Raw genomic sequence first — 14,974 nt, 5'->3', positions numbered from 1 at the left:
TCAAAATGTAGTAAATATGTGGCAGTTAAGCGAGAGAATGAGCGAGTTGTACTAGCAAAGCAATAATATGGTATAGTGAAACGAGGCTGTTTTTTCAGTCTCGTTTTTTAAATGCTTCCTGTAGAGAAAGCATGCAAATGGAAAGGAAGTTATTATATGCGATCAGAAGTAACTGTAAAAATAAAACCGAAATTTATAAAAGAAATTAAAAGTGGATATCCGCTTATTTTAAAAGATGCGATTCAAAATTTAAATGATGTTCGTGAAGAAGGAACAATCATTAAAGTAGTAGATGAGAAGAACCAATTTATCGGAAAAGGCTATTATGGAAAACAAAATAAAGGGTACGGCTGGATTTTAACGAGAAAAGAGAGTGAACAAATTAATCAATCTTTCTTTGAAAGTAAAATCAAATCTGCCTTACATAAACGAAAGCAATTTTACAAATCAAGTGATACGACAGCATTCCGTGTGGTGAATGGTGAAGGTGATGGTCTTGGAGGACTAATTATCGATTATTATGATGGCTATTATGTAGTAAGTTGGTATAGTGAAGGGATTTATACTTTCAGAGATGAGATTATAGCCGCTCTTCAAAAAGTAGCAAACTTTAAAGGTATTTATGAGAAAAAGCGTTTTGATACGAAAGGGAAATATATTGAGGGTGATGATTTCGTAGCAGGAGAGCGCGGCGAGTTCCCACTTATCGTAAAAGAGAACGGTGTAAACTTTGCGGTTTATTTAAATGATGGGGCAATGGTTGGGGTATTTTTAGATCAACGTAACGTTCGAAAACAAATTCGTGATAAATATGCAAAAGGAAGAACAGTGTTAAATATGTTCTCTTATACAGGTGCTTTCTCTGTATTTGCAGCGCTTGGCGGAGCGAGTAAAACGACGAGTGTTGACCTTGCAAATCGTAGTTTAAGTAAAACGATTGAGCAGTTTAGTGTAAATGAAGTTGATTATGAAGCGCAAGATATTATTGTAGAAGATGTATTTCTTTACTTCAAATATGCAGCGAAGAAAAAAATGAAATTTGATATGGTCGTACTTGATCCTCCAAGCTTTGCACGCTCAAAAAAATATACATTTAGTGCAGCAAAAGATTATAAAAATTTATTAAAAGAAACAATTGCTATTACAGAAAATAACGGTATTATCGTTGCTTCTACAAATTGTAGCGCATTCGATATGAAAAAGTTTAAAGGCTTTATCGATACAGCCTTTAAAGAAATGAATGGCAAATATAAAATATTAGAAGAACATTCTTTACCAGAAGATTTCCGTACCATTGATCAATTTAAAGAAGGAGACTACTTAAAAGTAGTTTTCATCGAGAAAATTAAAGGTTAATAAAGAAAAGGAGCTCGAGTTTACTTGAGCTCCTTTTCTTATTGAACGATATTTTGTACTCTACCGACTTGCCCGTCCTGCAATCGCACTTTAATGCCATGCGGATGGGAAGGGGAGTTTGTTAAAATATCTTTTACAATTCCACGTGTTAATTTGCCTGTTCGTTGATCTTGTTTTAATACAATATCAACTTCAAGACCGGGGGCGATATTAGAACGTTTTTGTCCGTTCATTTATACACCTGTACGTCTACGTTGGTTGTTTGTTTTCTTTGTTTGTTGGTTTTGTAATTTTTTTGTTTCTTGGCTTTGATTTTTTGCATTTTGACCATTTCCATTTCCTTGCTTTTTCTTAGCAAGTTGTTCACGCATTAAATCAGCTAAGCTTACTTTTTTGTTTTCTGACATGATAAGTCTCCTTTATATAAAGTTAATTATGAACAATCGTAGTGAATTTCATCATATCATTGTTAAGGAAGGAAGGGAAGTTGGTTTGAAAATTCATATAATTGTTTCCAGTCTGTAGTAGTTACGATACAATTGGATTGTTAACGTTTGTAAAAAGGGGATAGACATATGTCACATCATATTTTATTAGTTGAAGATGATATCTCAATTCAAGAGATGGTGGAAAAGTATTTAATAAAGGAAGGCTTTCAAGTTACGATTGCGTCTGATGGAGAAGAAGGCGTGAACACATATTTAAAAGGTTCATTTGATTTGATTATCCTTGACATTATGATGCCAAAGCTAGATGGCTTAGAGGTTGTACGAATCATTCGAGAAAAAAGTGCAGTTCCGATTTTAATGATGTCGGCAAAAGATACAGATGTTGATAAAGCTGTTGGATTAGGACTTGGAGCAGATGATTACATTTGTAAGCCGTTTTCTATGATTGAATTGGCTGCACGTGTAAAAGCAGGTATTCGGAGGTCTACGAAATACTCGGCTACAGAAACAATAGAAAAAATGATTCAAATTGGTGATTTAACAATTGATCCAATTAATTTTACTGTAGAAAAAAACGGGAAGCCTCTCAAACTTACTTTAAAAGAATTTGAGATTTTAAAGCTATTCGTAAAGAACCAAAATCGTGTATTTACGAAAGCGCAAATATATACGTTAGTTTGGAATGAAGAGTATTACGGTGACGATAACGTTATTAATGTTCATATGAGAAGATTGCGTGAGAAAATCGAAAGTGATCCATCTAATCCAGAATATATTAAAACGCTATGGGGCATCGGCTATAAGCTGGAAGTGATGTAATATGATCAATTTGTTAATAGGTATTATTTTTATATTGTTATGTGTTATTTATATGCAATATAAAATGAGAAAAAATAGTAGTAAAAATTTACGATACACATATGAAAAGTTAGAAAGTATTGTAAATGAAAAAACAGGTGAGACGTTACTCGTTATGACAGATGATCTAGAATTGCAAAAATTATTAGTGGCGATTAATCAATTATTAGATGCAAAACAGAAAACGAATGCAGATCATGCAAAAGTAGAAATTTCGATGAGAAAAATGCTTTCAAATATTTCGCATGACTTGAAAACACCACTAACAGTTATTCTTGGATATACAGAAATGTTAAATAAGGATAAAACGATAAATAAAGAAGAACAACAAATATTACTTGAGAAAGTGCATACGAAAACACTAGAAGTGATGGAATTAATTCATAAGTTTTTTGATTTAGCGAAATTAGAATCTGGTGACAAAGCAATTGAAATGACAAAAATAAATATGAATGAAGTTTGCCGCGAGAAGATTTTATCATTTTATGATTTAGTGACGTCGAAAGGTTTTCAAGTTCATATTGATATACCAGAAAGAAATATATATGCACTTGGAAATGTAGAAGTATTAGGTAGGGTATTGAATAATTTAATATCAAATGCAATTACATATGGAGACGATGGAAAGGCACTCGGTATGACGTTAAGAGATGATGACACGGGCGTGTATATAGATGTATGGGATAAAGGAAAAGGGATTGATGAATCTCATATTGATAAAGTGTTTGAGCGTATGTACACACTTGAAGATTCAAGAAATAGATTGTACCAAGGAAGCGGTCTAGGATTAACGATTACGAAACGGCTTGTGGAAGCGATGGACGGAAAAATTCATCTTTCTAGTAAACCGTATGAAAAAACAATTTTTACAATTGCATTAACAAAGATACAGTTTTAGCTTGTAGAGCAGTAGATTCTACAAGCTTTTTTTCAGCGTAAGGAATTTGTAAGAAACGGGTAAGAAAAAAGAGATTTCCGTTGTCTATTATAGAAATATAGAGTATTGCGAAAGGGGAAAGTAACATGACATATATATTAAAAACAAACCAGTTAACGAAAGTGTTTAAAGGGAAAGAAGTTATTTCCGGTGTTAACATGCATGTGAAAAAAGGAGAAATTTACGGTTTTTTAGGACCAAACGGTGCTGGTAAAACAACGATTATGAAAATGATTACAAATTTAATAAAACCGACGAGTGGTGATATTGAAATCTTCGGTGAGAAATTAACAGATACATCTTATGAAGTATTAAAAAGAATGGGGACAATTATTGAATACCCAATCTTTTATGATAAATTAACGGCGAAAGAAAACTTAGACCTACATTGTGAATACATGGGCTACTACGATAAAAATGCAATTGACCATGCTTTACATTTAGTGAAACTACAAGGGGTAGATAATAAAAAAGTAAAAGATTTTTCATTAGGAATGAAACAACGACTCGGTATTGCAAGAGCAATCGTGACAAAGCCAGAATTGCTCATTTTAGATGAACCAATTAACGGTTTAGATCCAATTGGTATTAAAGAGTTACGAGACTTATTTAAAATGCTCTGCAAAGAATATGGCATTACATTATTAGTTTCTAGTCATATTTTAGGTGAAATGGAACTAATGGCCGATACAATTGGTGTGATTCAAAATGGAAAACTAATAAAAGAAGTTTCAATGAAGAGTATTAACGGAAAACAAACAGAGTACATTGAAATCACTGTTCCTGATGTGAAACGTGCAGCTTATATTTTAGAAGATAAACTTGGTATAAAAAACTACAAAATAATGAGTGGAACCATGATTCGTGTGTATGATACGTTAGCGTCTCAGCAGGCCATTTCAAAAGCACTTATTATGAACGATGTGGAAATTGAAAGTATTAATAAGAAACATAGTTCCTTAGAAGAATATTTCTTAAATGTAATGGATGGAGAGGGCATTCATGCTTAATGGATTGTTAGTGAATCTACTAAGTGGATTGATCGTAATGTTCATAAGTGGGATTTTATATTATAGAAAACCTGAGCGGAAATGGTTGTTAATTCTAATAGTAATAGGAATGTTAAGCTTCGTTACTGCTGGAATTAGAATGTTAGCAGCATAAAGACAGTTATATAAAGAATGGAGGAGTGGTTTGTATGCTTAGATTAATGAAGCTCGAATGGAAGAAACATAAATTATCTAGTTACTTTAAAGGGGTAGCAATTTGTATTATAGCAATTTTCGCTGCAGTAAGCCTTATGGCGTTGGGAATGAAAGCCGAGGGAGACGTGCTCTTCTTTGACTTCACGCAACAAATGGTTTTAATAAACACTTTTATTAGGATAACATTCATTATTTTTAGTTCGGTCATTTTATCACGTTTAGTAATTGATGAGTATAAGAACAAAACAATGCAACTACTATTTATGTACCCATTGCAACGAAAAATGCTAATGAGAGCGAAATTAACAATTGTTTTTTGTTTTTGTTTTGTGAGCACGATTATCGCTACTTTCAGTATCAGTTTGCTTGTATATTTTGTGAGTCCAATGATGGGACTGATTGAAACACCAGCTACGATAGGTGAAATAATATCTATCGTTCCAACTACTTTTATAAGTGCATTTATGATATCTGGTATAAGTTTAATTCCTTTATTTTTTGGGATGAGAAAGAAATCGACACCCACAACAATTACTTCTGCAGTAATAATCGGAATGCTAATTAGTAGTAACTTTGGTCCTGGAAACGGTCAAGTAAGTCTGTTTAATTTTATAGCTATCCCAATAGTGCTCTGTTTATTAGGAATTTTCATCAGTTATCTTTCATATCGTAAAATCGACAAGATCGATGTGGCGTGAAGCAAGCTTAAAACAAAAACGAACTGGGGTATGAATAGTGAAAAAAATGATAGTAATTGCAATATTATTCATTACAATTGCTAGTGTAGTTTTTGGTATTAAGGTATTTCAGGGGAAAGATTTTAAGAAAGAAAAGTCTTTTGAGATAAATAATATAAAAGAAATAGAAGTAGACAATGAAAACTGGAATCTTGAATTTAAAAATACAGACGCTAATAAAATAGTAATTTCCGCTCAAGGTGAACAAGCAGATAAAGAGATAGATCCCGTCAAAATAGAAAATGATGAAAATAAAATTGTGATTAAGCAAAAACAAAAGATGAACAGATTTTTTAATGGTTTCACGTTTAGGAAGAAAAATAGTATATCTATAGCTATTCCGAAGAAAGAAATAGATAAAATTGTAGTAAATAATAAATCGGGTGATGTGAAAATAAGAGATATAGTAGTAAAAAATATCATGACAAAAGGCAAGTCTGGAGATGAAATGATTACAGGACTATCAGCCGAGAAAGGTGAATTTATATCGCAAAGTGGAGAGTTAGTTTTAAAAGGTAGTTCAGTACAAGAATTAAATATAAAGTCTACGACTGGTGATAACTATATAACAAATGTAAGTAACTCAAATATGAACATCACATCAATATCTGGGGAAGTATTACTGAAAGATATGACAGAAGGAAAATCATTATTTATAGAAACAAAATCAGGTGATATTGGCGTACGGTATAAAGGTGTCCCTGCATCATTGAAGCTTATGGCTAAAAGTAATTCGGCTGACGTAATAGTGGATTTAAAAGGACTTAAGAAAGATAAAAATACAGACAAAATAAAAGTAGGAACGATTGGTGATGCAAAAAATGAAGCGAAGATTTTAAGTGAAACAGGAGTCATTTATATTGATTAAGTCCAAGGAGGAAGGAGGAATATCATGCTACGTCTTATGAAGTTAGAATTGAAGAAGTTTAAGTTTGGATGGTATGTGAGGGGAGCAGTTATTGCGAATATTATTATACTGGCATTATTAATCTTTGTTAGTTTCATTGCACAAATAGAAGGAGATCCAGAAATAAGAGATCCGCAGATGATTTTGTTAATGGCTAGTACAGTAGTAAGAGCAACATTTATTATTTTTGGTAGTGTATTAATAGCAAGGTTAATAATTGACGAATATAAAAATAAAACAATACTACTCATGTTTTCTTATCCCATTAATCGAAAGAAAATGATGGCTAGTAAGTTGGCTATTACAGCGATAGTAACATTTATAACAGTTATTGTATCTAACATTTTAGTAGTAGGAATTTTCTTTGGGATAGATAGTTGTTTTTCAATTATTCCTCATTCATTCACAGTAGATCAATTGGTGCAAGAAGGAATAAAACTAGTTCCTTTAGCCATTGCAACTGCGGGGATGAGTTTAATCCCATTATATTTCGGAATGCGTAAACGTTCAGTGCCAACTACAATTGTTTCATCTCTTATCGTTGTCTCAATTGCAATGAATACCAACCCAGAGTTTCCTACAGCAACTTTACTTCCCCTTCAACTAGCATTGGCGGCAATTGGAGTTGTGATTGCATATTACGGCATTAAAAATATAGAGAAGGAAGATATAACTGTATGAAAAGAATAAGAAAAAGAGTTGGCGTTACACCAACTCTTTTTTGTATATGTATGTTTCGGTACTACTCTGTAAATTTAGAGTGTGTGCTTAAATACTTTTGCACTCCTGGAGAAATGTTAAAGTTATTAGGACTTTTATATTCGATAGTAAACTCTCCGTCTCCACTTGTTTCAAAGGCGATTGCATAGCTATTCATTTTAGCATCGTAAGAAGTGTTTTTGACTTCTGCATCTAGATTAAAATATTTTGTAATATATCCTTTTGATTCCGTAATTGCTGCTTGTTTTCCCCAAGGGGTACCATAATAGGTGAAATAAAGAGATACACTAATAACTCCAATAATAGAAGTTAATAAAATAGTGCCCATAGCTATTTTTTTATTCTTTGTATTCAATTTGGTTACTCCTCTTCATAGTATGTATTCATTTTAACCTATCTTTTCCATAAAACAACTATTAAGAAAAAATAGTTTCACATGAAACAAGTTACAGAAAAAGACAAGATATGTAAACATCTTGTCTTTTTTGTCGTTACATTTTAGGAGCTTCCATTCCAGCCGCAGCCCATTCTTCTTTTGCGGGGCCATATACGCCAGGAACTGTTAAGCCAGCTTGTCGCATTAAAACCGTCATTTGTCCGCGGTGGTGATTTTGATGATTAATGAGTGTCATTAAAAATATAGAATTCGGCATAGGGCGACCAAAGAAGTCATTAATAGTAGCTAAGTCTTTATCAGTCCATTTACTTTGAAGTGTTTCAACAAAAGCCGCGTTTACTTTACGGTATTCATCTGCAATTGTTTTTGCAGAAGTTGGAACAGGATAATCTTTCGTTTCTCCTTCAAACTTTAGCCCTGTGCCAGATAGTATCACAGGAACTGCCGTCACGATGTGCCAAGCAATTCTTCCTAACGTCCAGTGCCCAGGTGCAATTTCCTGTGATAAAGATGCATCGGTTAATGAATCAAGCATTTTCTGAGTAGACTCAGCCTCGTATGTCCATGATTGCAAGAAGCCTTCAATTGTTTGGTACATAGTTATCCCTCCTATTTTTGTTCATAGATTAAATTCGTGAGAGATAATATAATCCCTGTTCCACAAGAAATAATTAATTAAGCATTGCTACAATATGAAAACAATTAGAAAATATTTGTAAAAGTGTCAGGAAACGAATGTGCTCATTCGTATATATAATGAATAAAGAATGGGATAAAGAGTGGTGATAAGGGTGAAGGATATAGAAATAGTAGAAGGTCTTCGAAAACAAGATATGTTAGCATTACATACAGCGATTGATCGATATGGAGATTTAATTTATAAGGTAGTTCATAGTATTTTAGATACGGCACATAGTAAGGTGTTAGTGGATGAATGTGTTGACGATATTTTATTAATCGTTTGGTACAACATTAGTAGTTATGATGAAAATCGTGGGAAGTTTAGAAACTGGCTTATATCTGTCGCTAAGTTTAAAGCCATTGATTATAAACGAAAAAGTAATAAGGCTTATCAATTACAAGAGTTTCAGCAAGAAAGATATGAAGATAGAAAAAATGTCAATTTAACAAAAGAAGAGAGAGATTATAATTTTTACGTTTTAATTAAAGAATTGAATGAAGAAGATAAGAAAATTTTTATAAAAAGGTATTTAGATGAATATAGCGTACAAGAAATAGCGCTTGAATTCGGTATGACACGAGATACGGTATATAGCAGGCTGTCAAGAGGGAGAAAGAAATTGAAGAAGCTGTTGGGGGGGAAAAGGAATGAATAAAGAAAAGTTACTTCAGGAATTAAATAACTTACAGTATAGCGATAATTTTGTAGATGATTATAGAAATGATGAGAAAATAGATAAAACGAAAATAGATCGTACAAAAGAAACTGTAACCAAAACAATTTTAATGAAACGTTGTTATGAGGTTGTACAAGAAGAGTTACAGGGAAGCGAAGAGATTTTATATAGTATGCTTGCCGAAAATCATCATGTGAAAAATTGGCAGACAGGCACAGCCATGACATTAGGGGTAGGCGTTCTTGCAATGAACTTCGGTATTAATAATGTGTTAATCGTTACAAATAAACGGTTGTATGTGTTTTTTATGGATCGTTATTATAATGAAGTTGATTTAAAGGTATGTGTATTGAATGAAGTAGCTTATATGAAAACAATATTAGACCGTAAAGGTGGAAGCGAGTTTCTGCATATAAAGTATAAAAATGATAAGGAATACGTATTATTGGGAAATGCTGATGATTACAGAGAGTTATTTCAAATAGTAGGTAGGTTGAAAATAGCAAATGGAATAGAATTGAGATTACAAGATAAGAAATTAAAGAGAAAGTTAACTTTAAAACGAAGTGTATTCAATATAATCATGTATTCACTTGTTATATATATTATGTACAAAGCCTATATTAATTTTCTGCCATAATAGGAAAAGACGGCTTCACATATATGAAGTCGTCTTTTAATTAACTTTCTTCCCACTTTTCCTCATCAACCATAAGAAATAAGGTGTTCCAAGTATAGCAACTTTTTTCGCCGGTTTATCTAATTTTGTTTCCCCTTCAGTATGTTTAATTGTTATAGTTTGCTTTTTATCTTCTATCGTTGTTACCTTTTTCTCCTCTTTTTTGCTGTCCGCATTCAACAGCGAATAGAAGAACAACCATGAAAATACTAAGAATTTTCTTCATCTTCTTTCCCAAAATAAGTTTTTTATTCGTAATTATATTTTTAAAATTTTGCTGAAAAATAACGAATTATACGAATATCGTTATGTAAGATTAAAATCCATATGTGTATGAAGAATTTAGAAAAGGAATTTCATTTAACTAGAGAGGCGAAAGTACAAGCAAAAGGAGATAGTATCGCATGTAATAATTATTAGAATGTACGGGATAAATCTATATTTATCTCCACTGAATAAAGCTTTCGGTCTGATTTGATAAATGTTTTTTAATTTCTTACTTGTACTTATAAGATTGAATTTGAAGGAAGGAATCAACATGTCTTCATGGCTCAATAATACAAATGGATATTGTAGTTGTAATAATCAAAATGGTGTACATGTTGATTCGTGTTGTTTTAGTTGTGATGGGACAGTCCCTAAGCTTGGTCCAACAGGTCCAACAGGTCCAACAGGTCCAATGGGTTCAACAGGTCCAACGGGAGCAACCGGTTCAACAGGATCAACGGGTTCAACAGGTCCAACCGGAGCGACAGGTTCAACAGGTCCGACGGGAGCAACAGGTCCAACGGGATCAACGGGTTCAACGGGTTCAACAGGAGCAACAGGTCCGACGGGTTCAACAGGTCCGACGGGAGCAACAGGAGCAACAGGTCCAACCGGAGCAACAGGAGCAACAGGTCCAACCGGAGCAACGGGAGCAACAGGAGCAACAGGTTCAACAGGATCAACGGGATCAACGGGAGCAACAGGCCCAACGGGAGCGACAGGAATAACGGGAGTAACAGGTCCAACGGGAGCGACAGGAATAACGGGAGTAACAGGAATAACGGGAGCAACAGGAGCAACAGGAGCAACAGGTCCAACGGGTTCAACCGGTTCAACAGGTCCAACCGGAGCGACAGGTTCAACAGGATCAACGGGTTCAACAGGTCCAACCGGAGCGACAGGTTCAACAGGAGCAACAGGTTCAACAGGAGTGACAGGTTCAACAGGATCAACGGGTTCAACCGGTCCGACGGGAGCGACAGGTTCAACAGGAGTGACAGGTTCAACAGGAGCAACAGGAGCAACAGGTCCAACGGGATCAACGGGTTCAACCGGTTCAACAGGTCCAACGGGAGCAACAGGTCCAACAGGATCAACGGGAGCAACAGGTCCAACGGGTTCAACAGGTCCGACGGGTTCAACAGGTCCAACGGGTTCAACAGGTCCAACAGGAGCGACGGGAGCAACAGGTCCAACGGGTTCAACAGGATCAACAGGTCCGACGGGAGCAACAGGATCAACGGGTTCAACAGGTCCAACCGGAGCAACAGGTACAAGTATCACGGCGACATATGCATTTGCAAATAATACGTCGGGAACAGCGATATCTGTAGTTCTTGGTGGAACGAATGTCCCGCTTCCAAATAATCAAAACATCGGTCCAGGAATTACTGTTTCTGGTGGAAACACAGTATTTACGGTTGCAAATGCTGGTAATTATTATATTTCATATACAATTAATATAACGGCTTCATTATTAGTCAGTTCACGGATTACAATTAATGGAGGGGCACTTGCTGGGACGATTAATGCTCCTGCGGTAGCAACCACATCATTTAGTGCAACAATCATTACAACTCTCGCAGCAGGAGATGCTATTAGCTTGCAATTATTTGGTTTGTTAGCTGTCGCAACATTATCAACAACTACTCCAGGAGCAGTGTTAACGATAATAAGATTAAGTTAAACTATAACTCTCTTACTCTTTTAAGAGTAAGAGAGTTTCTACATATAATAAGAAGTTAATGAAGTAAAGCATAGTTATACAAAAGTCAGAATATTATGATTGTAACGCTATGGTGACTATAATATAATGAAAATAACCATCATGAATGAACATTCATTTATTTTTATGTATTTGAAGGGGGAATGAAGGTGGAAAAACCATGGTTGAAAAGTTATCCAGAGGAAATTCCGAGTACGATTTCTTATGATATTCAGCCGCTTCATAGATATGTAGAACAGATGGCTTCTCGCTACCCAGAAAAGAAAGCGCTTCACTTTTTAGGGAAGGATATTACGTTTTCGGACTTCCATGATAAGGTGAAGAGGTTTGCAAATTATCTTCAAAAGCTCGGTGTGGAAAAGGGTGATCGAGTTGCTATTATGTTGCCGAATTGTCCGCAAGCTGTAATTGGTTATTACGGCACATTACTTGCGGGAGGTATCGTAGTACAAACAAATCCACTGTATACAGAGAGAGAATTAGAATATCAGCTTCATGACTCGGGAGCAAAAGTAATTCTTTGTCTCGATTTAGTGTTTCCAAGAGTAACGAATGTTCAATCTGCTACAAAAATTGAGCATATTATCGTAACTCGTATTGCGGACTTTTTACCATTCCCTAAAAATCTATTGTATCCATTTGTGCAGAAAAAACAGTCAAATTTAGTTGTGAAAGTATCAGAGAGTGAAACGATTCATCTTTGGAATTCAGTAGAAAAAGAAGTGAATACGGATGTTGAGGAGCCTTGTGATCCTGAAAATGATCTAGCTCTTTTACAGTACACAGGAGGAACAACCGGATTTCCGAAAGGCGTTATGTTAACGCATAAAAACCTCGTCTCTAACACGTTAATGGGAGTTCAATGGTTATATAATTGCAAAGAAGGAGAAGAAGTCGTTCTTGGGGTTCTTCCATTTTTCCACGTGTACGGCATGACGGCTGTTATGAATTTGAGTGTTATGCAAGGATACAAAATGGTCCTTATTCCAAAGTTTGATATGAAAATGGTTTTTGAAGCGATTAAGAAGCATAAAGTGACACTATTTCCAGGGGCACCAACTATTTATATCGCTCTTTTAAATAGCCCACTTTTAAAAGAATACGATATTTCTTCTATTCGTGCTTGTATTAGTGGATCAGCACCACTGCCAGTAGAAGTACAGGAAAAGTTCGAAACAGTTACAGGTGGTAAACTAGTAGAGGGATATGGTTTAACAGAATCCTCTCCAGTTACACATAGTAATTTTTTATGGGAAAAGCGAGTGCCAGGTAGCATTGGAGTTCCGTGGCCAGATACAGAAGCAATCATTATGTCACTTGAGACTGGTGAGGCATTACCGCCAGGAGAAATAGGGGAAATTGTAGTGAAAGGTCCTCAAATTATGAAAGGATACTGGAATAAGCCAGAGGAAACAGCGGCTGTATTGCAAGATGGCTGGCTCCATACAGGTGATGTTGGCTACATGGATGAAGATGGATTTTTCTATGTAAAAGATCGCAAGAAAGATATGATTGTCGCGAGTGGATTTAATGTGTATCCTCGTGAAGTTGAAGAAGTATTATATGAGCATGAAAAAGTGCAAGAAGTAGTGACAATTGGAGTTCCAGATCCGTACCGAGGAGAGACAGTTAAAGCATTTGTTGTGTTAAAAGAAGGTACGGAGTGCTCTGAGGAAGAATTAAATCAGTTTGCACGTAAATATTTAGCGGCTTATAAAGTGCCGAAAGTATATGAGTTTAGAGATGAATTGCCGAAAACGACAGTAGGGAAAATTTTGCGCCGTGTTCTAATAGATGAAGAGAAGAGAAAGAATGAGGATGAGCAAACGGGCTAAGGCCCTTTCTTTTTGAAAAAATAGGATTGACACTTTTCTAAATAGTCAGTATTATAAGAATATGAATGACTATTCATTCAGTCATCTTCTTGAAGGGGACAGTAAAGTGAAGAAAAATAGACCGAAATACAATCAAATTATTGATGCGGCAGTCATTGTGATTGCGGAGAATGGGTACCACCAAGCGCAAGTTTCTAAAATCGCAAAGCAAGCTGGGGTAGCTGATGGCACGATTTATTTATATTTTAAAAATAAAGAAGATATATTAATATCCTTATTCCAAGAGAAGATGGGAGAATTTGTCGAAACAATTCGTCAAAAAACAGCAGGAATTGAAAGCGCTGTATCGAAGTTATTCATGTTGGTAGAAACGCACTTCTTGCTGTTGTCGCAAAATGATCCTCTTGCTATCGTTACGCAATTAGAGCTGAGGCAGTCCAATCAAGACTTGCGCCTTAAAATAAATGAAGTATTAAAAGGCTACTTACAAGTTATGGATGAGATTTTAGAGACTGGTATAAAACAAGGTGAATTTCAAGCAGATTTAAATGTTCGCGTGGCAAGACAAATGATCTTTGGAACGGTGGATGAAGTTGTGACCAATTGGGTAATGAGCGATCATAAGTATGATCTGGTCGCACTTTCAAAAACGGTACACGGGCTACTTATTGCAGCTTGTGGTTATCGTCAATAATGGGAGGGATCATGTTGAAATTCCTATCTGTAAGAGTTGAAGATCATATCGCGGTGGCGACGTTAAATCACGCACCAGCGAATGCGATGTCTTCACAAGTTATGCATGACGTTACTGAATTAATTGATCAAGTGGAAAAGGATGATAACATTCGTGTTGTTGTTATTCATGGTGAAGGACGTTTCTTCTCAGCGGGAGCAGATATTAAAGAATTTACATCTGTTACTGAAGCGAAGCAAGCAACAGAATTAGCACAGCTTGGACAAGTTACGTTTGAGCGTGTTGAAAAATGTTCAAAACCAGTTATTGCGGCAATTCATGGAGCGGCACTGGGCGGCGGCCTTGAGTTTGCTATGTCTTGCCACATGCGCTTTGCAACTGAAAGTGCAAAACTTGGTTTACCTGAATTAACACTTGGATTAATTCCTGGCTTTGCAGGTACACAGCGCTTACCACGTTATGTTGGGAAAGCGAAAGCTTGTGAAATGATGTTAACAAGCACACCAATTACTGGTGCAGAAGCATTAAAGTGGGGACTTGTTAACGGATTGTTCTCTGAAGAATCTCTTTTAGATGATACGCTTAAAGTTGCAAAACAAATTGCTGGAAAAAGTCCAGCAACAACTCGTGCTGTACTAGAGTTATTGCAAACGACAAAATCGTCTCATTACTATGAAGGTGTACAACGTGAATCACAGATTTTTGGTGAAGTATTTACGAGTGAAGATGGAAGAGAAGGTGTAGCTGCATTTTTAGAAAAACGTAAACCTTCATTTAGTGGCAGGTAGTTCAATTATTTTTTTAATATAAATTAACAGAAAATTAAAATTGATAGAATCTTTCTGAAAA

General features: G+C 35.3%; 18 protein-coding genes and 1 pseudogene. 14 read left to right on the top strand and 5 right to left on the bottom strand.

What is annotated here, in order from left to right; translation table 11 throughout:
- The first annotated feature begins 156 nt into the window (after window positions 1-156).
- Entirely contained in the window at window positions 157-1,356 is a 1,200-nt protein-coding gene (locus tag N2V80_RS22650; RefSeq protein WP_001255971.1) for a class I SAM-dependent rRNA methyltransferase, read from the top strand.
- 38 nt (window positions 1,357-1,394) lie between these two features.
- On the opposite strand, the gene N2V80_RS22645 is transcribed toward N2V80_RS22650, so the two are convergent.
- Both N2V80_RS22645 and N2V80_RS22640 read right to left on the bottom strand, forming a co-directional pair.
- A complete protein-coding gene (locus N2V80_RS22645; protein ID WP_001014310.1) occupies window positions 1,395-1,589 on the bottom strand; it encodes a YwbE family protein in 195 nt (64 codons plus the stop codon).
- Window positions 1,590-1,763, bottom strand: a complete 174-nt coding sequence (locus N2V80_RS22640; protein WP_001293578.1) for a hypothetical protein — start codon at window positions 1,761-1,763, stop codon at window positions 1,590-1,592.
- Between the two features lie 168 nt (window positions 1,764-1,931).
- Here N2V80_RS22640 and N2V80_RS22635 point away from each other — a divergent pair, with 168 nt between their 5' ends.
- The 7 genes from N2V80_RS22635 to N2V80_RS22605 all read left to right on the top strand — a co-directional run bounded on the left by N2V80_RS22635 (window position 1,932) and on the right by N2V80_RS22605 (window position 7,130).
- Complete coding sequence (locus tag N2V80_RS22635; RefSeq protein WP_000018029.1) at window positions 1,932-2,624, top strand: response regulator transcription factor; 693 nt, start codon at window positions 1,932-1,934, stop codon at window positions 2,622-2,624.
- Between the two features lies 1 nt (window position 2,625).
- Window positions 2,626-3,561: a HAMP domain-containing histidine kinase gene (locus tag N2V80_RS22630; RefSeq protein WP_000609139.1), complete on the top strand. Its 936-nt coding sequence runs from the start codon at window positions 2,626-2,628 to the stop codon at window positions 3,559-3,561.
- A gap of 125 nt (window positions 3,562-3,686) precedes the next feature.
- A complete protein-coding gene (locus tag N2V80_RS22625; RefSeq protein WP_000221066.1) occupies window positions 3,687-4,610 on the top strand; it encodes an ABC transporter ATP-binding protein in 924 nt (307 codons plus the stop codon).
- Window positions 4,603-4,764 (top strand): hypothetical protein, encoded by a 162-nt coding sequence (locus N2V80_RS22620; RefSeq protein WP_000931763.1) that lies wholly within the window; start codon window positions 4,603-4,605, stop codon window positions 4,762-4,764. Before N2V80_RS22625 ends, N2V80_RS22620 begins: the two co-directional genes overlap by 8 nt.
- A gap of 34 nt (window positions 4,765-4,798) precedes the next feature.
- On the top strand, window positions 4,799-5,503 hold the full coding sequence (locus tag N2V80_RS22615; RefSeq protein ID WP_000945211.1) for an ABC transporter permease: 705 nt from the start codon (window positions 4,799-4,801) through the stop codon (window positions 5,501-5,503).
- A gap of 37 nt (window positions 5,504-5,540) precedes the next feature.
- Window positions 5,541-6,410, top strand: a complete 870-nt coding sequence (locus N2V80_RS22610) for a DUF4097 family beta strand repeat-containing protein (protein WP_061654511.1) — start codon at window positions 5,541-5,543, stop codon at window positions 6,408-6,410.
- A 24-nt stretch (window positions 6,411-6,434) separates the two neighbouring features.
- A complete protein-coding gene (locus N2V80_RS22605) occupies window positions 6,435-7,130 on the top strand; it encodes an ABC transporter permease (RefSeq protein ID WP_000945178.1) in 696 nt (231 codons plus the stop codon).
- 61 nt (window positions 7,131-7,191) lie between these two features.
- On the opposite strand, the gene N2V80_RS22600 is transcribed toward N2V80_RS22605, so the two are convergent.
- Together N2V80_RS22600 and N2V80_RS22595 are read right to left on the bottom strand one after the other, a co-directional pair.
- On the bottom strand, window positions 7,192-7,524 hold the full coding sequence (locus N2V80_RS22600) for a YfjL-like protein (protein WP_061654510.1): 333 nt from the start codon (window positions 7,522-7,524) through the stop codon (window positions 7,192-7,194).
- A gap of 136 nt (window positions 7,525-7,660) precedes the next feature.
- Window positions 7,661-8,164 (bottom strand): DinB family protein, encoded by a 504-nt coding sequence (locus tag N2V80_RS22595; RefSeq protein ID WP_000284977.1) that lies wholly within the window; start codon window positions 8,162-8,164, stop codon window positions 7,661-7,663.
- 193 nt (window positions 8,165-8,357) lie between these two features.
- On the opposite strand from N2V80_RS22595, the gene N2V80_RS22590 reads away from it, so the two are divergent.
- Together N2V80_RS22590 and N2V80_RS22585 are read left to right on the top strand one after the other, a co-directional pair.
- Complete coding sequence (locus N2V80_RS22590) at window positions 8,358-8,903, top strand: sigma-70 family RNA polymerase sigma factor (protein ID WP_000651615.1); 546 nt, start codon at window positions 8,358-8,360, stop codon at window positions 8,901-8,903.
- Entirely contained in the window at window positions 8,896-9,564 is a 669-nt protein-coding gene (locus N2V80_RS22585) for a hypothetical protein (protein ID WP_001031138.1), read from the top strand. The genes N2V80_RS22590 and N2V80_RS22585 overlap by 8 nt, the downstream gene beginning before the upstream one ends.
- A 78-nt stretch (window positions 9,565-9,642) precedes the next feature.
- On the opposite strand, the pseudogene N2V80_RS22580 reads toward N2V80_RS22585, so the two are convergent.
- Window positions 9,643-9,829: pseudogene (locus tag N2V80_RS22580) on the bottom strand (ABC transporter substrate-binding protein); the annotation flags it as partial.
- 312 nt (window positions 9,830-10,141) lie between these two features.
- Here N2V80_RS22580 and N2V80_RS30580 point away from each other — a divergent pair.
- The 4 genes from N2V80_RS30580 (at window position 10,142) to N2V80_RS22555 (ending at window position 14,913) form a co-directional block, all read left to right on the top strand.
- A complete protein-coding gene (locus N2V80_RS30580) occupies window positions 10,142-11,557 on the top strand; it encodes a BclA C-terminal domain-containing protein (RefSeq protein WP_061654509.1) in 1,416 nt (471 codons plus the stop codon).
- Between the two features lie 188 nt (window positions 11,558-11,745).
- Window positions 11,746-13,431 carry a long-chain-fatty-acid--CoA ligase gene (locus tag N2V80_RS22565; RefSeq protein WP_000414742.1) on the top strand — a complete coding sequence of 562 codons (1,686 nt, stop codon included), beginning with the start codon at window positions 11,746-11,748 and terminating at the stop codon, window positions 13,429-13,431.
- A 106-nt stretch (window positions 13,432-13,537) separates the two neighbouring features.
- Window positions 13,538-14,125: a TetR/AcrR family transcriptional regulator gene (locus tag N2V80_RS22560; RefSeq protein WP_000742223.1), complete on the top strand. Its 588-nt coding sequence runs from the start codon at window positions 13,538-13,540 to the stop codon at window positions 14,123-14,125.
- 11 nt (window positions 14,126-14,136) lie between these two features.
- Window positions 14,137-14,913 carry an enoyl-CoA hydratase gene (locus N2V80_RS22555; protein WP_000911292.1) on the top strand — a complete coding sequence of 259 codons (777 nt, stop codon included), beginning with the start codon at window positions 14,137-14,139 and terminating at the stop codon, window positions 14,911-14,913.
- Window positions 14,914-14,974 lie beyond the last annotated feature (61 nt).

The sequence above is a fragment of the Bacillus sp. FSL W8-0640 genome (assembly GCF_038007725.1).
Classification (GTDB): Bacteria; Bacillota; Bacilli; order Bacillales; family Bacillaceae_G; genus Bacillus_A; species Bacillus_A cereus.
Note: the sequence above shows the minus strand (reverse complement) of the source record. Positions and strands in the feature narration are given on the sequence as shown.